Genomic DNA, 20,523 nt, shown 5'->3' with positions numbered 1-20,523 from the left:
CACCTATGCCACACGTCGTAGTCAAGCTCACCGCGGGACGAACGGAGGAAAAAAAAGCCGAACTTGCGAATGCTCTCGCGAAAACTGTCGTTACCATTCTCGGCTGCGAGGACAGCGCTGTGTCGGTAGGCATCGAAGACATTCCGAATGGAAAATGGCTCGAGCGCGTCTACGATCCGGATATCCGGGATAAACCTGAAACCCTATACAAGAAACCCGGTTACCGGCCGGCGGGATGATCTCGAATAGCGATGGCCGCCCCGCGGCCACCGCGAGCTGCAGCGGCGGCCTGCGCCACTATGTCGTTTTGGCCGCATCATGCAGATGCCCACGGACGCCGGAAAAATTGATAGTGTCCATGTGATCGAGTTGTTCGACAGACTCGTCGACCCAATCGTTCAGCGTACCGAACATCTATGCGTCAACTGTCCGTGCTGGATGCACGGATGGGCACGCCTATCGAAGAGGCAGCTTGGCACGCTCAGCCGCGCGGCAGCGTAATCGCTGGGGGCTCGATCGGAAGCGGCGGTACGATGCCGTCGACCGGATGCGGTACATACTGCGCTTCGAGCGCAGCGATCTCGTCACTCGTCAACGAGAAGTCGAGCGCGGCAATGGCCGTAGCGAGATGTTCGGTTTTCGTTGCCCCGACGATCGGTGCCGTCACTGCGGGTTTCGCCAGTAGCCAGGCAAGTGCGACGTGTGCACGCGGTACGCCACGCTCATTCGCGATCCGCGCCACTACCTCGATCACCTTCCGATCCTGTTCCTCGGTGTTCAGATACATCTGAAGAGCGAACGCATCGTTCCTCGCCCGATGGGTGCTTTCACTCCAGTCACGCGTCAGTCTCCCTCGTGCCATCGGACTCCACGGAATGACGCCCACCCCTTGGTCCGCACAAAGTGGCAGCATCTCGCGTTCCTCTTCGCGATAAAGAAGGTTGTATTGCGGCTGCATCGAGACGAAACGCGTCCAGCCGTTACGCTCCGCAATGTGCTGCATCTTGGCGAAGCGCCACGCCTCCATTGAGGATGCGCCGATGTAACGCGCTTTCCCGGCCTTCACGATATCGTGCAGCGCCTCCATGGTTTCCTCGACCGGTGTGCCGTGATCGAAGCGATGGATTTGAAAGAGATCGACGTAGTCCATACCGAGCCGGGTCAGGCTGTCGTCGATTGACTGAAGCAGCGCCTTGCGCGACAGGAAACCAGTGTTGGGCGCATTTCTCCACGGGAAAAAAGCCTTTGTCGCAACGACGATTTCATCGCGCCTTGCCATGTCGTTGAGCGCCCGGCCGGTGATCTCCTCGGAACTACCGCCCGAGTAGACATTGGCCGTATCGAAGAAATTGATTCCCGCCTCCAGCGCCTGCCGAAAAAATTGCCGCGAAGCTTCTTCATCCAGCGACCAGGGCTGGGGCAAACGATCTGGATCACCGTAACTCATGCAGCCCAGACAGAGCCGCGAAACTTTGAGGCCCGTTCGACCAAGGTTGACGTATTGCACGTATACCTCTCAATTTAAATTGAACTCACATACGGTGCCAGTCCGATAATTCACGGAATTTAGTTAAGTCAATAACTATGGAAATTAACTGGCAACAAGCGAATTTTAAGATTTCCATTGATGGGCGAATACCCACCGCTCGTCACATGAAGCATTGAATACTGCTCACAAACAACGGGACATGGATCATCCGTGAGCAATTGTGCGTCGGTCGACAGCGATGTGCTTGCATCAGCCGTCCACCTCATTCCAGACAGGCAGCGACAGCATAGGGGTGCTTATCGCCAGCGCCAATTACAATCCAAGCGGCTGAAGTTCACGGACAAGATCAATCAAGAGGCGCAGGCCGGTAGGCATCTGGCGTCTGCTGGAATAGTAGATGTAGAAACCTGGCTCGGAAGGAGCCCAGTCATTGAGCACGAGACGCAGTCGCCCCTCCTTCACGTACGGCGCGACGAGAGGTTCGGGAAAGTACATCAGTCCTGCTCCGCCGAGCACTGCGACGAGTCCGGTTTCAGCTTGGTCGACCGTTAATGAAGATGGAACGGTCATCTCAAGCTTCTCATCGCCCCGTTCAAATTCCCACCGGTAAATTCGATCATCACCAAGGCGATTGCTTATGCAGCGATGCTCGAGGAGATCATTGGGGTGATTGGGGATGCCGAACCGACCAAGGTAGCCAGGCGTCCCTGCGACAACCCAACGTATATTCGCGGAAAGGCGCTGTGCGATCATGTCCTCCGGTACAGTACCGCCGTAGCGAATACCCGCGTCAAAGCCTCCCTCTGTTACGTCGACCAGACGGTTGCTCGCAACGATATCCAGTTCTACGTCGGGATAGCGCTCGACAAAAGTGGGCAGGATCGGTCCTAGCAGCAACGTCGCAGCCTCGACGGCAACATTGATGCGGATGCGGCCGGTGGGCGCATCCCGGAAACGATTCAGGGTCTCCAGAGCCGTGTCGATTGCCTCGAAAGGCATCCCGATCGCGGCTGCCAACGCATCTCCCGCAGCAGTCAGCGTGACGCTCTTAGTCGTACGGTTCAGTAGACGAACCCCAAGTCTGCTTTCGAGCCCCTTCAATGCATGGCTCAGTGTTGAGGCGCTCACCCCGAGCTCTATCGCGGCACGACTAAAGCTCCTTTGCCGAGCAATAGCCAGGAAATAGATCAAATCCGCCATATCAGATCGATTTATTTGCATATCAAAATTCCTGTTTATAAAAAATCTTTCTGATCTAGAAATGTTTCGTCAAATTAACCGTGCTGTGCAAGCGCTATCCCATTGACCCGACCTCGTTTTCGCGCACCGCCACACATGCGGCGGTCGACCTGGTCTCGTAGTTTACGTGGGTATGACTTCTCACGCATCGCGATGCGCGGCGCTCGCATGCAATGCGTGCGGTTATCCAATTCCTTTCAGAACTGGTGCAATCACACAGTTTTCTAGATTACAGTGCCCCACAGGCGGTGCGCGCCGCAGAACTGAGCCTCGAAACGGATGCCGTAGGCACCACGGGTTGGCACCTGATACCCCGGCAACAGCGGACGCAGTAACCGAAGTCTCCTACGATGTAAAAGGTTGGACCAGATCAAACAGGCAGCGTCGGATCGCCTGACTCAGCTCGGCCAGAAGTTGACATTGACCAACCCGCCACAGTCGCAGCACCAGCAGCTGCAAGACGTTTTATTGCGGTCACTGAAGGTTGCCGTCTAGAAGCAGACCAAACGTTCGCCATCAATCACGGTGCCGAAGCGTGTCGACGATCAATGCAAATGCCGGCGATGTTTGTCGCCGACTCACGTAGTAAAGATGATAGCCGGGCACCGTCGGGCACCATTCTTCGAGAACGCTCACCAGTCGGCCCTCGACCAGATGCGGCGCAGCCAGATCGTACGGGACGTAGGTCAGTCCGTATCCCTCCAGCGCAGCGTCGAGCATCTGAGGCGTTGAATTGAAAATAAATTGACCGTGCACGTTCACGTGCAACGCTTCACGCCTCCCGGCGAATTCCCAGGCGTACAACCCACCACGCGTCGGAAGGCGAAGGTTGATGCAGTTATGAGCCGCCAGATCTTGCGGCGTGGCCGGATGCCCATTCGACATCAAGTAGTCTGGTGAACCGACGACCGCCATTTTGAAGTCTGGACCGATACGCACGGCAATCATGTCTTGTGCGATCAAGTCCCCGCTGCGCACACCTGCGTCGAACCGTTCCGCGACGATATCGACCATACCGTAGTTGATGTTTATCTCGACCGAGATGTCAGGATAACTCCGCAGCACCGCCTTCAGCTTCGGCCAGAGAATGGTATCGGCCGCGTGATCGTGAGCCGAAATGCGGATGAGACCAGCTGGTTTCTCCCGTAACGCACTCAACGACTCCAGTTCCGCCTCGATCCCCTCATAGTAGGGTCCGACGTTCGACAACAAACGTTCACCCGCTTCGGTGGGCGAAACGCCACGGGTGGTCCGGGTCAGCAATCGCAACCCTATTTTCTCTTCCAGACCGCGCATCGAATGACTCAACGCGGATTGCGACACGCCAAGCTGTGCCGCCGCGCGGGTGAAGCTCCGCTCGCGCGCGACGACAAAAAATGCCCGCAGGACATTCAGGTCAATGTTCGGCATTATGAATATGGCTCATATCTGTTTGCGAAGTCTAGCAGCTACCGGGGGAAGTGATCGATCAGCACACTTCATCTATCGGCTGCGTGGCGCGTCCGGTCACCACAAGCGAACGTCGAAACAGGAGTCGGAAAATGGAAATCGAAGTCAAGCGTTGCGGGAGCGTTCCTTCCGCCAAGGGCCCTGCCGATTGGTTCACGGGCAGCGTTCGCGTGGACATGCTGTTCCAGCCCAACGGCACGACTCGTGCCTCCGGGGGCAGCGTCACTTTCGAGCCGGGTGCTCGTACCGCCTGGCACGAGCACCCGCTCGGCCAGACCCTGATCATTACAGCCGGCTGCGGCTGTGTGCAGCGTTGGGGTGGTCCGCTCGAAACGATCCGTCCGGGCAACGTGGTGTGGATTCCCGCAGGCGTAAAACATTGGCACGGCGCGTCCGCCGACACGTCCATGACGCATATCGCCATCCAGGAAGCGCTCGACGGCAAGGTCGTCGATTGGCTCGAACACGTCAGCGACGAGCAGTATCCGGGCGCCGCTGCTGCCCGATAACGGGAGTCAATCATGCCGCACGTCATCGTGAAGTTATGGCCGGGTAAGTCGGAGCAGCAAAAGCAGCAGCTTTCCGACGAGATCACGAAGGCCGTGACCAACATCCTTGGATACGGCAAAGGGTCCGTTTCAGTGGGAATCGAGATCGTACAGCCATCTGCCTGGGTCAGGGATGTCTACCACCCCGACATCCGCGACAAGTGGGACACGCTGTACCAAAGACCAGGTTACGACCCGTCATACCTTTAAGCGTTTAGGTCCCCGCCCAGTGCGCGCAGCCGACACGTTCCCCCTGCCTCCAGGTCGGCTGCGCGAGATTTATTTCAAACAGAGGGGTGGTGATCTTCGCGATGAACCAACCCGAGTACGTCGATATTAACGAGCGGAGCGGACGGGACTCGAACCCGCGCCCCCCGGCGTGACAGGCTGGTACTGTTTCAGGCAGTATCGCCACTCGAGGCCACCTATCTCACCCAGGGTATGCCATTAACAACCGGCCCCGAAATATGTAGCTAGATGTGTAGCCAGCGGCGATTTCCGAGCGAGCAACCTCCGGCAAACCCCTGGCAGATAAGGGTCGACACAAAAAAACGAAGCAGCACGACATTGTTCCATCACGTTCCATATTTTTTGCGTATACATATGCGTATACAACATGGATATAAATAAATAAAACTTTTTATATTCAAATACTTATCCAATTCATTCGAGTCCTCTCCTGCACCACGTTTTTAAAAAGGCCGGCTTTATGCCGGCCTTTTTCATTTTCAGGCATCCGGCCGCTTGCTCTTTCGTGCCGGTTACTCCTGCAGCCCCCACGAAACCAGCACCGCGTGAATCTTGCGCGCGTAGTCGTCGCGCAAGCGCGGTGTTTCCGAGTGATACGCGCCGATCGCCTGCCACGTGTTCCCGTACCGGATCATCTTTCGCTTCAGCATCCATGCCGCGACGTAGATGTTCACGCACGCGTCCCTCAGCGCGCCCGGCGGCACACCGTACCGGCGCAGTTCGCCGAAATGCGCCGAGTTGATCTGAGCCTGGCCGACATCGACGCTGCCGTTCGCGTTTCGATGCACAGCGTCGGGATTGCCCTTCGATTCGAACCATGCGATCGCCCGCAGGATTCGCGGGTTGACGCCCTGGTAGCTGGCTGCCTGCTCGAAGCAAGAGTCGGCGGGTTGAGCATCCTGCGCGCAGGCAGGCGCGGGAAACACCGTGCCCAGCCAGACAGCGATCGCCAGACCTTGCACACGACGCCACCGCCTCGACGCATGCCGGATGTTCGCCACGACCCGCAGGCCGATTCGATTGCGCGGGTTCATGGCGACATCGCGATCGAAGACGCGCCCTGCCCGGTGACGCGACGATCGCGCGCACCGTTCTCAATCAATGCGTCGAGTTGCTTGTCCACGGCGGCGAGCGCTGCGCGCGACTCGCCGGTCACCACGAGATGCACCTGGAACTCCGGCGGTTTTTTCACCGGCGCATGGCGAAACTTCTTCGAGTGACGCACGCTCGCGGAAGCAGGCGCCTCATCGTCACCGTTCGCGGAATGCGGCAACGACGCCAGCGAAGGCAGCGGCGGAAATACCTGATCCGGCGGTGCGGAAGCCGTTGGTGAATCGAGACCGAACGCGGCGCCCGAATGCAGCGAGTCGGCGGGCGGGGCCGCAACCGCCGTGCCGCACACGATCGTGGCCGAGCAAATCAATAGTCGTAGCATCTCAAGACCTCCCGTCACTGCGTCGGATTGATTTGAATGCTGTATGGCTGGCAGCTACCGACCGCGACGTTCTCGACGCGGACATAAGCCGCGCGCTGCGCCGCAATACCGCGCCGGATCGATTGGTTCAGGTAGCCGAAATCGGGCGGCGTCGCCGCCACGCGAATCGTCGTCGGTTGCGGCTGCTTCGACGCAACCATGCCGACCTTCGCCAGCAGCGCGGTCAATTGGGGATCGCGTGCGCCGAGCGCATCGGCCGGCACGACGAAATCGACGAGCTTCGCCGGCGGGGCCGATACGTCGCCGCGCGCACTCGCGTCCTGACGTCCGGGCTGAAATTGCGCGCAGCCGGTCAGCGCGGCGACGACGATGAGGATGACGGGCGGCTTCATACGCTTCTCCCAGGCACTGGACCTGCGTTATCGGCAAAGCGGCGGCCGGGTTTATCCCTTTTGCGCCCGAATGCCGTCGTGACGGGAGAAGCGGTTGCTGTGGATTTCGCTGGATTAAGTACACCCTGATGAAACACCATTCATCCGATGTATTCGTTACGTGCGTACGTCAGGTTCGCGCCGCCAAAAACTGGTGAATCTGCGCGACGACCGCGGCCCCTTCCCCGACGGCCGCCGCGACGCGCTTCGTCGAGCCCGACCGGGCATCGCCGATCGCAAATACGCCGGCGATGCTCGTTTGCAGCGGCAACTGCAACGGGCGCACGCCCCCCTCTGCCCCGACGTCCGCGCCGGTCAGCACGAAGCCCTTCGCGTCCAGCGCTACGCCGCACGTGCGCAGCCAGTTCGTATTGGGATCGGCGCCGATGAACAGGAACAGATGATGCGTCGCGAGGCTCTCGGCGACGCCGTCGCGCCGACGATAGCGGACGAGTTCGAGACGCTCGCCGCCTTCGCACCCTGTTACTTCGCTATCCGTATGGAGCGTCACGTTCGGCAGCGACGCAATGCGCTCGATCAGGTAGCGCGACATGCTGTGCTCGAGGTCCGGGCCGCGGACGAGCACATGCACATGCGCGGCGTGCGACGCGAGGAACACCACCGCCTGCCCCGCTGAGTTGCCGCCGCCGACCAGCAGCACCGGCTCGTTGCGGCACAGCCGCGCTTCGATCGGCGTTGCCCAGTAATAGACGCCGCGACCTTCGAAGCGCCCGAGCCCCGCCACGTCCGGACGCCGGTATTCGGCACCGCTCGCGATGACCACCGTGCGCGCGATGATCCGGCGCGCGCCGGCGAGTTCCACTTCGAGCGGCGAGACGTCGCAATGCAACGCCGCCACCTCCGTCGGGATCGCAATGTGAGCGCCGAATTTCTGCGCCTGATTGAACGCCCTTCCGGCGAGCGCCTGCCCGGAAATGCCGGTCGGAAAGCCGAGATAATTTTCGATGCGCGCGCTCGTGCCCGCCTGACCGCCCGGCGCGCGGCAGTCGAAAACGGCCACCGACAGGCCCTCGGATGCGCCATACACGGCCGTCGCCAGCCCGGCCGGTCCGGCGCCGACGACCGCGACATCGTACAGATGCCCGGGCTCGAATTCCGGAAGCAGCCCGAGACACGACGCGAGCTGTCCCTCGTCCGGATTGCGCAGGACGGTGCCGTCCGGGCAGATCACGAGCGGCATGTCGTCACACTGAGGCGTCAGGCGCTCGAGCAGTGCGATGGCGTCCGCATCACCGACGTCGAGCGTCGCATGCGGGAAACCATTACGCCGCAGGAAGTGCTGCAGCGCGAGCAGCCGGGCGCTATCGGGCGAGCCCACGAGCACCGCGCCCTGTCCGCGCTCGATCGCCGCGACGCGCCTCAGGATCAGCGCGCGCATGATTCTTTCGCCGAGCTCGGCCTCCGCGACCATTAGCGCGCGCAGCCTGTCCGGCGGGATCACGAGCGCTTCGACGTTTTCGACGACCTCCGCATCGACGAGGGCGGGCTTGCCCGACAGCATGCCGATGTCGGAGGTGAATTCGCCTCGCCGGACGTCGGAACGGAGCAAGCGCCGCCGATCGAGGCCGTCGCGTCCCGCGAAACGAACCGCCCCCGACAGCAGGACGAACATGCCGGGACTGACGCCGCCCGCCCGATAAAGCATCTCGCCCGCGGCATAACGGCAGAGCGTGCCGAATCGATGCACCCGCTCGATCTCGGCTTCGGTCAGCGTCGGGAAGAATTGGTGGAAGCGCAGATTGCTGTGCGGGGACTGCTCCTCCTCCGGGACAGAACGATCGGCGCCACCCGCACCGATTCCGGCTTCGTTCCCGGAGGCCCCGCCTGGCGAAGAACCGTCACTGATCATCGCGAGCCTCTCGACCGCGAAATTGAACCCGGCCGCCGGCCTTTGGGTGGGCGTCGCCGCGGCTTGCGAAGCGCCCGCCAAGCAGCTTAAACCATCGCGACGGAATGCAATTCGGCGTTTGCCTAAAACGGTGGCGGACCTGCTGCAGCCCGGCCGCGTGCCCGGGCACCCGTGACGCGCCGCGCGATCTTGTCGCTTGCGGCCGAGCGGCGCACAATCAACGGCCCGCGCGACGAATCGGCCGCTGCGAGTGCCTTCTTCGCGTACCCGTTCGGCTAATCCACCCCTCGACTTCACCGACACTCGACCCATGCGCACACCGACTCCCGAACCGCAAGCCGTGTCCACGCCCATCACCCGCAGCGCGATCTTCATCGTCGCGACGCTGACGCCGGGCGCCGAGCACGCGAACACCGTGCGCGCGTGGTGCGCCGACATCGCCGCGCTCGTCCGCTCGATCGGCCATCGCGTGCCGGCCGGCAATCTGTCGTGCGTGTGCGGATTCGGCTCCGGTGCGTGGGACGCGCTGTTCGGCGCGCCCCGCCCCGCGTCGCTGCACCCGTTTCGCGAAATCGGCTCGGGCGCGCGCGTCGCGCCCGGCACACCGGGCGACATCGTGCTGCACATCCGCGCGAACGAAATGGATCTCTGCTTCGAACTCGCGACGCAACTGCTCGGCCGGCTCGGCGACGCGGTCAAGGTCGTCGACGAAGTGCACGGCTTCCGCTATTTCGACCAGCGCGCGATGATCGGCTTCGTCGACGGCACCGAGAATCCGGCCGGACGCGAGGCGGCCGATTTCACCGTGATCGGCGAAGAAGACGGCGAATTCGCCGGCGGCAGCTATGTGATCGTGCAGAAGTACCTGCACGACATGACCGGCTGGAACGCGCTGTCCGTCGAGCAGCAGGAACGCATCATCGGCCGCACGAAGCTCTCCGACATCGAGCTCGACGACGAAGTCAAACCGTCGTGGTCGCACAGCTCGCTGACGACACTCGTCGAGGACGGCAAGGAAGTGAAGATCCTGCGCGACAACATGCCGTTCGGCCGCCCCGGCGCGGGGGAGTTCGGCACGTACTTCATCGGCTACGCGCGCTCGCCCGCGCCGATCGAGCAGATGCTCGAGAACATGTTCGTCGGGCGGCCGCCCGGTAATTACGATCGTCTGCTCGATTACAGCCGGCCGGTGACGGGCACGCTGTTCTTCGTCCCGTCGGCCGATCTGCTCGAGGCGCTCGCGGACCGCGCCGCGCCTGCCGCGTCGACGCCGGTGAGGTGACGCGCGGCGGGCGCCTTCATTTTTTTAAGCAGTAGCCGCAAAAAACTGTTGACATGGGTTCGGATTGAGATACAATGGCGGTCTTGCTTGATGCAAGACGTGCCCAGGTGGCGGAATTGGTAGACGCACTAGGTTCAGGTCCTAGCGGTGGCAACATCGTGGAGGTTCGAGTCCTCTCCTGGGCACCACGTTTTTAAAAAGGCCGGCTTTATGCCGGCCTTTTTCATTTCTTGAGGTGTATCCCCGTCATTCGCCGCGCTCCAGTTCGTCGCGAATCAACACCGCAGCCTCCGCGTTTCGCGGCTCCCTCGTACGCTGCAAATCCGCGTACACGAGCAAAGGTGGCGCCGTCACGGTTTCCGTCCGTGCCTCGTCGAGATGCCAGAAGGCATCGATGATTTCCAGTGTGCCGGCGGGATCGGCCCGCAAGCGATGGCGCTTCGCGAGTTCCATTGTCACGGTCGGTCTTGCCGTGGGCTCGACATAGAGCGTCTGCGCGCACGGTCGAAGCTGCCCGGTCAGTTTGGCGGCAGCCACCTCCCCGCTCCACCATGCCTGCCCCACTGGAAGTTCGGCATGCTGCCACCAGGAAGGGTCCCCTGCCGCGAATCGTTGCACGTTGAGCTTCGGCAGCAGGCGAAGCGGATAATTGATAGCCCACTCCTCCCTGAGCGCACCACGATCGAGCAGCCGCCGGTCGTCCGTGCCTGCCAGCAGGCCGCGTTCACGCAGGTCGTCGAACACGCTGCCAACGGTGCCAAGCGCCACACCCGCCGCTGCCGCAATTTCCCGGTATGGACGGTTCACCAGCCCCGGATCGGATAACAGCACAAAAATCATCCTGATCGCCGAGGCGCTCGCGGAGATCGCGGGCTTCCCCAATCTCGATGCCAGGCGTTTGATCTCCGGATTCGCCGATCTGCCCGTTACCAGCATGTACTGGCCGGGTGCACGGACATGCAGATTCCCGGCCAGGTCGATGAACTGCAGGTCGTGCTCGACGCATTCGTCCGCCAACGCAAGCGTCAGGTAGGGAGTCGCCAGGAGGACCGGAAAAGGCGCCGTACGGTTCCTTGCCGCAAGGACCCTGATCGCCTCCCGCGATCTTATCTGGCCCCGGGCCACGAGCGTGTATTGCTGGGCGGCACCGTTCACTTCCAGCGTGAGCTCCACTTCTCCGACCATGCCATCACTTCGCTCGGCTGGACGAAAGTCGATAACGCGCAGAGGAACGTTGGCAAGCCGGGTTGCGGCAGTGACGAGCTGTCTGATCAAGGCTTCAGTCGGACGATCAAAGTGTGGAAGCGCGCGCTGGCTGTCGTCGTTCATGAATTTTGCCTGTTCGGAAATGTTGAACACGCAAATATTATGAACAACGGCGACTATCTGTTCAATATTTTTGCGTGTTCATACTTTCCGAACACCGATCCAGTCTGAACATTCGCGTTCCGGCACGACATCACGGACATCCCGGGATCGTCGCCAACGCAATTCGCCCGGCCCCGGCCCCGATCGCCAGCGTTACTGGTAATTCACCTGGTACTGGACACTGCCCTTGACCGAGCCCGGAGTCGCACGGCCGTCTTCGGAGACGTATTGAACGGCAAAGTCATACGACGCCGACGTCTGGCCCACACTCAAGCTCAGCCCCGACGCGCTGTAACCACCCGCGGTATTCAGATCGAACGGCGCCGACGGCGCGGCCGGGTCGAGCAGTTGCAGCGACACATTCGCGGCGGTCCCCGTGTTGCCGAGGTTGCCGGCGGACGTGACCTGGTTGCCCGCGAACACGGTCTTGATCGCCTGGGCGGCCTTGGCCGGCGCCGGACAGCCGGTCACGCCGACCGCGAAGGTGGTGAGGCCCGCGGTGCTGCCCGCCAGCGTCAGCTTCGCCGTCGAAACGGACGGCAACAGGACCGACGCAGCGTCCGTCGCGCCATTGATCGCGACCTCGCAAGTCTGGTCGGCCACTTCGCCCTGGAAGTTGATGGTGTTGGCGCTCGCCGCAAATGCGGCAGAAAAAGGAGCGACAACCAGTGCAATTGCAATCAGATTCTTTTTCATGAGGATATCGAACAAAAAAAGAAACAGCCGGCACCGAAAGGCAGGTGCCGGCCACCTTATCATCACATCGAAAGGAATCTGTATGCTAAGTATTGCGGATGACAAACACAATGCGGGTGTTTGATCTGCATCAGCGGTGATGCCCTTCCCACCCTAAAGTATTGGCCAAGCGCTAGACGGAGAGCGTGACGCCGCCCCCAATCAGACGTTTTCGTACAGCGGCAACGTGAGAAATTCCGTGAAATGCGCCGATGTCGACATCTCGCCGAAGATCCGCGCGGCGTGCTCGTACGGTTCCGGATCCCCGCCGACCACCTGCTTCACGTTCTCGAGCTCCTGCTCCGCGAGCGCGTGCACCAGTTCCGCCGTCACCTTCCGGCCATCGTCGAGCACGCCCTTCGGCGAGCGGATCCATTGCCACACCTGCGAGCGCGAGATCTCCGCCGTCGCCGCATCTTCCATCAGGTTGTGGATCGGCACGCAGCCGTCGCCCGCGAGCCACGCGCCGAGGTACTGAATCCCGACGTTGATGTTCTCGCGCAATCCCGCCTCGGTGATCGGCGATTCCGGACGAAAGTCGAGCAAATCCTTTGCCGTCACCTGGACATCGTCACGCTGCCGGTCGATCTGGTTCGGCTTGTCGCCGAGCACCTTCACGAACGCCTCCATCGCGATCGGCACGAGATCCGGATGCGCGACCCAGCCGCCATCGTAGCCGTCGCCCGCGTCGCGCGCCTTGTCCGAACGCACGCCGGCCATCGCGTTGTCGTTCGCGGCCGGATCGTTCTTGATCGGAATCAGCGCGCTCATCCCGCCGATCGCCGGCGCGTGGCGCTTGTGGCACGTCTTCAGCAGCAGCAGCGCGTACGCGCGCATGAACGGCACCGTCATCGTGATCTGCGAGCGCTCCGCGAGGCAGAAGTCGCGGTCGTTCTTGAACTTCTTGATCGCCGAGAAGATGTAGTCCCAGCGGCCCGCGTTCAGGCCCGAGCTGTGCTCGCGCAATTCATACAGGATTTCGTCCATCTCGAACGCGGCGAGAATCGTCTCGATCAGCACCGTCGCGCGGATCGTGCCGCGCGGAATCCCGAGCGCCGCCTGCGCGGCGACGAAGATGTCGTTCCACAGGCGCGCCTCCAGATGGCTCTCCATCTTCGGCAGGTAAAAATACGGTGTCGCGCCGCGCGCGAGCTGCTCCACCGCGTTGTGGAACAGGAACAGCGCGAAGTCGAAAATGCTGCCGGACATGCGCTGGCCGTCGACCGTTACGTGCTTCTCGTCGAGGTGCCAGCCGCGCGGACGCACGATCAGCGTCGCGGTCCGGTCATGCAGCTTGTATGACTTGCCGTTCTGCTCGAGCGAGATCGTGCGGCGCACCGCGTCCTTCAGGTTGATCTGGCCGTCGATCTGGTTCGTCCAGCTCGGCGCGTTCGAATCCTCGAAATCGGCCATGTACGAATCGGCGCCGGAGTTCAGCGCGTTGATGATCATCTTGCGCTCGACCGGGCCCGTGATCTCGACGCGCCGGCAGGCGAGATCCGCCGGCAGCGGTGCGATGATCCAGTCGCCGTCGCGGATCGACTGCGTGTCGGCGAGGAAGTCGGGACGCTCGCCGGCGTCCAGGCGCTGCGTGCGCTCAGCGCGCGCGGCCAGCAGCGCCTGACGGCGCGGCTCGAATGCGCGATGCAGCTTCACGACGAACTCGAGCGCGTCGGGCGTGAGAACCACTTCGTCACCCGGCCTGATCTCGCCCGTGATTTCCATGCCTTGCGGCAGCGGCAACGTGTTCGTCATGTTTTTCCCCATCAATCGACCTGGAACATCGGCATGGAACATCGGCCTGCAACGGCTGGACCGCAACGTTTTCCTGCGCGCCCGCGGCCCCGCGGAAATCCGGTCGCGAGCGCATGGGCCGGCGCGCGCCGGCCCGGCATTCACTGCATGTGCTGCCCGCCGTTGATCGCGATGTTCGCGCCGGTGACGAACGCAGCCTCCTCGGACGCCAGATAGATGATCAGGCCCGCGACTTCGTCCGGCTTGCCGAGCCGCCCGATCGGGATTTGCGGCAGGATCTTCGAATCCAGCACGTCCTTCGGAATCGCGGTCACCATCGCCGTGCCGATATAGCCGGGCGATACCGTGTTCACGGTCACGCCCTTGCGCGCGACCTCGAGCGCCAGCGCCTTCGAGAAACCATGCACGCCGGCCTTCGCGGCCGAATAGTTGGTCTGCCCGAATGCCCCCTTCGAGCCGTTGACCGACGACACGTTGATCACCCGGCCCCACCCGCGCTCGACCATCCCGTCGACGATCGGCTTCGACATGTTGAACAGACTGTCCAGGTTCGTGCGCAGCACCGCATCCCAGTTCGTCTTGTCCATCTTCTTGAACGTCATGTCGCGCGTGATCCCCGCGTTGTTCACGAGGATGTCGATCGGTCCGAGCTTCGCCTCCACCTCGGCGGCCGCGTTCGCGCACGACTCGTAGTCGGCCACGTCGCACGGCACCGCGACGAACTCATGCCCGATCTCCTTCATCGACGCGAGCCAGTCGACGGCCCGCTTGTTGCCGGGCGAATAGGTGGTCGCGACGCGATAGCCGGCTTCGGCCATCTTCATGCAGATCGCCTCGCCGAGTCCGCCCATCCCACCGGTTACCAGTACCACTCGCTGCGCCATGATTGCACTCCTCTTCGATCAGTTTTTATCGTTCGCTCGGGAGCCAGCCGCCGGCGCCGACGCAACGCGCGCCGCGTCGGGCAACCGGCTCCACGCGTCTCTCGCTTACGGCTGCAGCACGAGTTGCTGCTCCTCCGGGAACCAGAACTCGTCGCAGTTCTTCTCGGCGCCGCCGCGATCCACGACGAGGAATTGCATGTCCCGGTTCGGCACGATCAGCACGTGATGCCAAACGCCGCGGTGATAGTTCACGCCCTGCCGCCCGTTCGTCACGAACGCGCGCAGATCCTCGAGCTTCACGTCGTCGCCGCGCGGCGCGACGATCAGAAGAAACGGATTGTCGTCGAGCGGAATGAAGGCCTGGCTCGACAGCGGATGCCGCTCGACGAACCGCACCTTCGACGGAAACGTGTTCTGCTTCGCGCGCAACCAGCTCACCAGCGTGCGCCCGCCCGCCTCCTGCGTGTCCACTTTCGCGAGGTCGTGATACCGCTCGACCATCTTGTCGTTGATGTGGAAGAAGTCGCGCCCCTCGTACTCGATCACGTCCCCGAACTCGGCGAACGCTTCGCGTGTCAGCGGTTCGATCTTGATTGTCTGTCCAGTCATCGTCGTTCTCCTTCGCCGCTTGTCCGGCGTGTCACGCGATCTTGCCGAGCAGGCGCAGGCGGCTGATCCCGCCGTCGGGGAAGATGTTCAGCTTCACGTGGCTCACCGGCCCGATCTTCTGCACCTGCTCCTTGAACGTGTGGATCGCATCCATCTGCAGCTTCTGCTCCGGCAGCAGCACCGGCCAGAACATGCTCTGCGTGACCAGCGACTGCTCGGTGCCGCCCGTCACCCACGCCGCCTGGATCGAGCAGCGGTCCGGATAGTTGCCCTTGAAGTGCGCGGTGTCGACGACGATCTCCTCGATGCTGCCGCGATGACCGAGCTCGACGATCAGCCAGTCGTTGCCCGGCTCGCGGCGCCGGCGCGTTTCCCAGCCGTCACCCATGTTCACGCCACGCCCCGGCGTCAGCAGCGGATGCGGCGGCCCGAAGTGCGAGTCGTTCCACACGACCGGGCGCCCGCCGTTCTCGACCGCGCACAGATCGATCAGCGTGTTGCGGTCGCGCTTCTCCCAGTCGCACTGCACCTGGCCGTACACGCGCAACCGCGCGACGCCGCCGTCCGGATAGATGTTCAGCCGCACGTGCGTCCACGGCCGCCCGTCCTCGACCGATACGTAGTGATGCGAATTGCCCTGCAGGCTGACCGCCGCGATGACCTCGTGCCACTCGGTGCGATCGTCCGGATCGCCGTCGCTGTAGCACGCGTCGAGCGACGCGGCCGGCGGGAAGTTGCCGGTGAAGTGGCTCGTATCGATGTCGACGCCCTTGATCACGCCCGGCAGCCCGAGCTTCACGATGCAGTGGTCGTAGCCGCCGTTGCGCCGGCGGCGCGTTTCCCAGCCGTCCATCCACTTGCCGTGGTCGTCGAACTTGCCGACGATGAACACGGCCGGATCGGGGTTCAGCATACGCTCGGCCGGCGCGAACCATTCGTCGGTGCAAAGCAGCGGCTTCGCGCCGAGGCGCGGCTGCGCGAGGTTGAGCCAGCGGGTCGCGAATTCCTGCGGAGTATTGATGGTCATGGTCATGATGTCTGCTCGCTATGTGCTGTCACTCGGGTCAATCGGGTCACTCGGATCACTCGGATACGTACGTTTACCGCTCGATGGCCAGGGCCACGCCCATCCCACCGCCGATGCAAAGGCTTGCCAGTCCGCGCCGCGCGTCGCGGCGGATCATCTCGTGGATCAGCGTGACGAGAATCCGGCAGCCCGACGCGCCGATCGGATGGCCGATCGCGATCGCGCCGCCGTTCACGTTGATCCGCCCGGTATCCCATTCCATCTGCTTGTTGACGGCGATCGCCTGCGCGGCGAATGCCTCGTTGATTTCCATCAGATCGACGTCGCCCGGCGTCCAGCCCGCTTTCTTCAGGCACAGTTGCGACGCCGGCACCGGGCCGATCCCCATCACGCTCGGATCGACGCCGGCCGATGCGTAGGCCTTGATCCTCGCGAGCGGCGTGAGGCCGAGCTCGCGCGCCTTCGTGGCCGACATCATCACGACCGCGGCCGCGCCGTCGTTGATGCCCGATGCGTTGCCCGCGGTCACCGTGCCGTCCTTCGCGAACGCCGGGCGCAGGCCGGCCAGCGACTCGGCGGTCACGCCGTGCTTGATGAATTCGTCGGTGTCGAACGACAGCGGCGGCCCCTTCCTCGACGGCACGTCGACCGGCACGATCTCGTCCTTGAACTTGCCCGCCTTCTGCGCGGCCTCGGCCTTCTGCTGCGAGTGGGCCGCGAACGCGTCCTGCTCGTCGCGCGACACGCCGTACTTCTTCGCGACGTTTTCCGCGGTGACGCCCATGTGGTAGTGGTTGAACGCGTCCCACAGCCCGTCGTTGATCATCGTGTCGACGAGCTTCGCGTCGCCCATCCGGAAGCCGTCGCGCGAGTTCGGCAGCACGTGCGCGGACGCGCTCATGTTTTCCTGGCCACCGGCGATGACGATCTGCGCATCGCCGCAGAGGATCGCCTGCGCGGCCAGATGCGTGGCCTTCAGGCCCGATCCGCACACCTTGTTGATGGTCATCGCGGGCACCATCGGGTCGAGCCCCGCGCGCAGCGTCGCCTGCCGCGCCGGGTTCTGGCCGACGCCCGCCGTGAGCACCTGCCCCATGATCACTTCGCTGACCTGATCGGCGCCGATGCCGGTCTTCGCGAGCAGGTGCTTGATGACCAGCGCGCCCAGATCGGCCGCCGGAATCTTCGCGAGCGTGCCGCCGAACTTGCCGACGGCCGTGCGCGCGGCGGCCACTATGACGATTTCGTCCATCCTCTTTCTCTCTCCGTTGACAGGGGTCACTTCACCGTTCCGCTCTCGTTCGGTTCGGGTCTGGCCTGGCCAGGCCTGGCCGCATCGCGCGGCTATCGCAGCATCGGGAACGCCGCACGGCCCGCGAAGTGCGCGGCGCTTCCCAGCTCCGCTTCGATGCGCAGCAGGCGGTTGTACTTCGCGATCCGGTCGGACCGGGACAGCGAGCCCGTCTTGATCTGCCCGGCGGCCGTCGCGACCGCGAGATCCGCGATCGTCACGTCCTCCGTTTCGCCCGAACGATGCGACATCACCGTCGTGTAGCCCGCCGCCCGCGCGATGTCGATCGCGGCCAGCGTTTCCGTCAGCGTGCCGATCTGGTTGACCTTGATCAGGATCGAGTTGCCGATCCCTTCATCGATGCCCCGTTTCAGGATCGCGGGATTCGTGACGAACACGTCGTCGCCGACCAGTTGCGTCTGCTTCGCGAGCCGGTCCGTGAGCACCTTCCAGCCGCCCCAGTCCTCCTCCGCCATCCCGTCCTCGATCGACACGATCGGATACTTGCCGACCCAGCCCGCCAGCAGGTCCGCGAACTGGTCGGAGTTGAACGTCTTGCCTTCCGCTTCAAGGTTGTAGACGCCGTCCGAATAGAACTCGGAGCTCGCCGCGTCGATCCCGAGATAGATGTCCTCGCCCGGCCGATAGCCGGCCGCTGCGATCGCCTGCATCAGCACATCGAGCGCTTCCTCGTTCGACGACAGATCCGGCGCGAAGCCGCCCTCGTCGCCGACCGCCGTGTTCAGCCCGCGCTTCTTCAGCAGCGCCTTCAGCGCATGGAACACCTCGGTGCCGTAGCGCAGCGCCTCGCCGAACGTCGGCGCGCCGATCGGCAGGATCATGAACTCCTGCATGTCGACCTTGTTGTCCGCATGCGCGCCGCCGTTGATCACGTTCATCATCGGCACCGGCAGCAGCGGCGCCCGCCCACCGGCCAGAAAGCGGTAAAGCGGCTGGCCGGCGGCGGCCGCCGCCGCGTGCGCGGCGGCCATCGACACCGCGAGGATCGCGTTCGCGCCGAGACGCGACTTCGTCGGCGTGCCGTCCAGATCGATCATCGTCTGATCGATGCCGGCCTGATCGGCCGGGTCGCGCCCGACCAGCGCCGCGCGAATCTCGCCGTTCACGTGCGCGACCGCATTCCTGACGCCCTTGCCGCCGTACCGCTTCGGATCCCCATCGCGCAATTCGATCGCCTCGCGCGCGCCTGTCGACGCGCCCGACGGCACCATCGCCTCGCCGCGCACGCCGTTGTCGAGCACGACGACCGCGGCAACCGTCGGGTTGCCTCGCGAATCGAGAATCTCGTAGCCACGGATATCCTGGATTTTTGCCATTGCTCTTCCCTTCTCTTCGCTGATTCGGATTGAGGAGATTGCGCGTGCAACGATATTCACTTCACCACGGACGAACGATGCCCGCGATCCGCCCGGCTAGAGCTGAGCGATCCGCAGCAGATTCGTCGTGCCGGCGTTGCCGAACGGCATGCCCGCCGAGATCACGACATAGCGCCCCGCCTCGCCGAAACCTTCCTTCAGCGCCGTCCGGCACGCGAGGTCGGTCATCTCCGGCACGCTCTCCACCTCGTGGCACAGCACCGAGTGCACGCCCCACACCAACGCGAGGCGCCGCGCGGTCGCGAGCCGCGGCGTCATCCCGATGATCGGCGCCTCCGGCCGCTCGCGCGACATGCGCAGCGCCGAGTAGCCCGAACTCGTATACGCGACCGTCGCCGCGACGTGCAGCAGCCCAGCCACCCGCCGCATCGCGCAGCCGATCGCATCCGCCAGCTCCGCCCGCGGCGGCACGTGCGACGCTTCCAGCCCTTCCCGGTAATGCGGATCCGCCTCCGTCTGCACGATGATGCTGCTCATCATCGACACCGCTTCGACCGGATACTTGCCCGACGCCGACTCCGCCGACAGCATCACCGCGTCCGCGCCGTCGTAAATCGCCGTCGCCACGTCCGACGCTTCCGCCCGCGTCGGCACCGGCGCCGCCACCATCGAGTCCAGCATCTGCGTCGCCACGATCACCGGCTTGCCCGCCTTGCGGCACGCGCGCACGATCCGCTTCTGGATCGCCGGCACCTGCTCGGCCGGCATCTCCACGCCGAGATCGCCGCGCGCGACCATCACCGCATCGGTCTCCTCGACGATCTCCTCCAGGCTGTGGATCGCCGCCGGCTTCTCGAGCTTCGCGCAGATCGCCGCGCGCCCCTGCACGATCGCCTTGATCTCGCGGATGTCCTCCGGACGCTGCACGAACGACAGCGCGATCCAGTCCACGCCGAGCGTCAATCCGTAGTCCAGATCCTTGCGATCCTTCTCGGTCAGCGCCGACAGCGGCAGCACCACGCCCGGCACGTTCACGCCCTTGCGGTCCGACAGCGGGCCGCCGTTGATCACCTGCGTCTCCGCGAAATCCGGCCCGCAGCGCTCAACGCGCAGACGCACGCGGCCGTCGTCGAGCAGCAGGTCCGTGCCGGCCTCGAGCGCCGCGAAGATCTCCGGATGCGGCAGCGCGGCGCGTGTCTGGTCGCCCGGCTTGTCCTTGTCCAGATCGAGCCGGAAGCGATCGCCGGCCGCGAGCTGAATCGGCCCGCCGGCGAACGTGCCGATCCGCAGCTTCGGGCCCTGCAGATCGAGCAACACGCTGATCGGCCGGCCCACGTCCGCCTCGATCGCGCGAATGAGGTCGAGCCGCTGCTTGTGGTCTTCGTGCGTGCCATGGCTGAAATTCAGGCGGAACACGTCCGCCCCCGCATGAAACAGCGCCTCGATGGTCTCGCGATCGGCGCTCGCCGGGCCCAGCGTGGCGACGATCTTCGCATTGCGATTGCGACGGGTATCGATGGTCATA

The 20,523-nt window shown here is 63.4% G+C and carries 20 protein-coding genes and 1 tRNA gene; 5 read left to right on the top strand and 16 right to left on the bottom strand.

Translation table 11 applies throughout. The features are described from left to right. Window positions 1-5: 5 nt before the first annotated feature. Complete coding sequence (locus HZI36_RS16395; RefSeq protein WP_179403699.1) at window positions 6-239, top strand: tautomerase family protein; 234 nt, start codon at window positions 6-8, stop codon at window positions 237-239. A gap of 242 nt (window positions 240-481) precedes the next feature. Here HZI36_RS16395 and HZI36_RS16390 read toward each other — a convergent pair whose 3' ends face one another. The 3 genes from HZI36_RS16390 to HZI36_RS16380 form a co-directional block, all read right to left on the bottom strand. Further along, entirely contained in the window at window positions 482-1,507 is a 1,026-nt protein-coding gene (locus tag HZI36_RS16390) for an aldo/keto reductase (RefSeq protein WP_179403698.1), read from the bottom strand. A 294-nt stretch (window positions 1,508-1,801) separates the two neighbouring features. Continuing rightward, window positions 1,802-2,689: a LysR family transcriptional regulator gene (locus HZI36_RS16385; protein ID WP_246327103.1), complete on the bottom strand. Its 888-nt coding sequence runs from the start codon at window positions 2,687-2,689 to the stop codon at window positions 1,802-1,804. 555 nt (window positions 2,690-3,244) lie between these two features. After that, on the bottom strand, window positions 3,245-4,138 hold the full coding sequence (locus HZI36_RS16380) for a LysR family transcriptional regulator (protein ID WP_179403696.1): 894 nt from the start codon (window positions 4,136-4,138) through the stop codon (window positions 3,245-3,247). A 137-nt stretch (window positions 4,139-4,275) separates the two neighbouring features. On the opposite strand from HZI36_RS16380, the gene HZI36_RS16375 reads away from it, so the two are divergent. Both HZI36_RS16375 and HZI36_RS16370 read left to right on the top strand, forming a co-directional pair. After that, a complete protein-coding gene (locus HZI36_RS16375; RefSeq protein WP_179403802.1) occupies window positions 4,276-4,686 on the top strand; it encodes a (R)-mandelonitrile lyase in 411 nt (136 codons plus the stop codon). Between the two features lie 12 nt (window positions 4,687-4,698). After that, window positions 4,699-4,935, top strand: coding sequence for a tautomerase family protein (locus tag HZI36_RS16370; RefSeq protein ID WP_179403695.1), 237 nt, complete (start codon window positions 4,699-4,701; stop codon window positions 4,933-4,935). A gap of 551 nt (window positions 4,936-5,486) precedes the next feature. On the opposite strand, the gene HZI36_RS16365 is transcribed toward HZI36_RS16370, so the two are convergent. The 4 genes from HZI36_RS16365 to HZI36_RS16350 form a co-directional block, all read right to left on the bottom strand. Next, window positions 5,487-6,008, bottom strand: a complete 522-nt coding sequence (locus HZI36_RS16365) for a lytic transglycosylase domain-containing protein (protein ID WP_179403694.1) — start codon at window positions 6,006-6,008, stop codon at window positions 5,487-5,489. Continuing rightward, window positions 6,005-6,427 carry a hypothetical protein gene (locus tag HZI36_RS16360; RefSeq protein ID WP_343050220.1) on the bottom strand — a complete coding sequence of 141 codons (423 nt, stop codon included), beginning with the start codon at window positions 6,425-6,427 and terminating at the stop codon, window positions 6,005-6,007. The genes HZI36_RS16365 and HZI36_RS16360 overlap by 4 nt, the downstream gene beginning before the upstream one ends. Then, window positions 6,424-6,801 (bottom strand): hypothetical protein, encoded by a 378-nt coding sequence (locus HZI36_RS16355; RefSeq protein ID WP_179403693.1) that lies wholly within the window; start codon window positions 6,799-6,801, stop codon window positions 6,424-6,426. Before HZI36_RS16355 ends, HZI36_RS16360 begins: the two co-directional genes overlap by 4 nt. A gap of 169 nt (window positions 6,802-6,970) precedes the next feature. Then, on the bottom strand, window positions 6,971-8,710 hold the full coding sequence (locus HZI36_RS16350; RefSeq protein WP_179403800.1) for an FAD-dependent oxidoreductase: 1,740 nt from the start codon (window positions 8,708-8,710) through the stop codon (window positions 6,971-6,973). Between the two features lie 310 nt (window positions 8,711-9,020). On the opposite strand from HZI36_RS16350, the gene HZI36_RS16345 reads away from it, so the two are divergent. Together HZI36_RS16345 and HZI36_RS16340 are read left to right on the top strand one after the other, a co-directional pair. Next, the gene (locus tag HZI36_RS16345; RefSeq protein ID WP_179403692.1) at window positions 9,021-9,992 is read left to right on the top strand and encodes a Dyp-type peroxidase; all 972 of its coding nucleotides are present in this window, start codon (window positions 9,021-9,023) and stop codon (window positions 9,990-9,992) included. A 101-nt stretch (window positions 9,993-10,093) separates the two neighbouring features. Next, window positions 10,094-10,180, top strand: a tRNA-Leu gene (locus HZI36_RS16340). Window positions 10,181-10,238: 58 nt separating this feature from the next. Here HZI36_RS16340 and HZI36_RS16335 read toward each other — a convergent pair. From HZI36_RS16335 to pyk, 9 genes are all read right to left on the bottom strand, one after another. After that, the gene (locus HZI36_RS16335) at window positions 10,239-11,321 is read right to left on the bottom strand and encodes a type IV toxin-antitoxin system AbiEi family antitoxin (RefSeq protein ID WP_179403691.1); all 1,083 of its coding nucleotides are present in this window, start codon (window positions 11,319-11,321) and stop codon (window positions 10,239-10,241) included. A 192-nt stretch (window positions 11,322-11,513) separates the two neighbouring features. Beyond that, window positions 11,514-12,056: a fimbrial protein gene (locus tag HZI36_RS16330; RefSeq protein ID WP_179403690.1), complete on the bottom strand. Its 543-nt coding sequence runs from the start codon at window positions 12,054-12,056 to the stop codon at window positions 11,514-11,516. A gap of 201 nt (window positions 12,057-12,257) precedes the next feature. Continuing rightward, window positions 12,258-13,850, bottom strand: coding sequence for a malate synthase A (gene aceB, locus HZI36_RS16325; RefSeq protein WP_179403689.1), 1,593 nt, complete (start codon window positions 13,848-13,850; stop codon window positions 12,258-12,260). A 140-nt stretch (window positions 13,851-13,990) separates the two neighbouring features. Beyond that, the gene (phbB, locus tag HZI36_RS16320; RefSeq protein ID WP_179403688.1) at window positions 13,991-14,734 is read right to left on the bottom strand and encodes an acetoacetyl-CoA reductase; all 744 of its coding nucleotides are present in this window, start codon (window positions 14,732-14,734) and stop codon (window positions 13,991-13,993) included. Between the two features lie 105 nt (window positions 14,735-14,839). After that, a complete protein-coding gene (locus HZI36_RS16315) occupies window positions 14,840-15,343 on the bottom strand; it encodes an ureidoglycolate lyase (protein ID WP_179403687.1) in 504 nt (167 codons plus the stop codon). 31 nt (window positions 15,344-15,374) lie between these two features. Beyond that, on the bottom strand, window positions 15,375-16,376 hold the full coding sequence (alc, locus tag HZI36_RS16310; RefSeq protein ID WP_179403686.1) for an allantoicase: 1,002 nt from the start codon (window positions 16,374-16,376) through the stop codon (window positions 15,375-15,377). Window positions 16,377-16,443: 67 nt separating this feature from the next. Continuing rightward, window positions 16,444-17,622, bottom strand: a complete 1,179-nt coding sequence (locus HZI36_RS16305; protein WP_179403685.1) for an acetyl-CoA C-acetyltransferase — start codon at window positions 17,620-17,622, stop codon at window positions 16,444-16,446. Between the two features lie 92 nt (window positions 17,623-17,714). After that, on the bottom strand, window positions 17,715-18,998 hold the full coding sequence (gene eno / locus HZI36_RS16300) for a phosphopyruvate hydratase (protein WP_179403684.1): 1,284 nt from the start codon (window positions 18,996-18,998) through the stop codon (window positions 17,715-17,717). A 96-nt stretch (window positions 18,999-19,094) separates the two neighbouring features. Then, complete coding sequence (gene pyk / locus HZI36_RS16295) at window positions 19,095-20,522, bottom strand: pyruvate kinase (RefSeq protein WP_179403683.1); 1,428 nt, start codon at window positions 20,520-20,522, stop codon at window positions 19,095-19,097. Between the last annotated feature and the right edge of the window lies 1 nt (window position 20,523).

Origin of the sequence: Burkholderia guangdongensis (genome assembly GCF_013403875.1) — a bacterium.
Taxonomy (GTDB): domain Bacteria; phylum Pseudomonadota; class Gammaproteobacteria; order Burkholderiales; family Burkholderiaceae; genus Burkholderia; species Burkholderia guangdongensis.
Note: the sequence above shows the minus strand (reverse complement) of the source record. Positions and strands in the feature narration are given on the sequence as shown.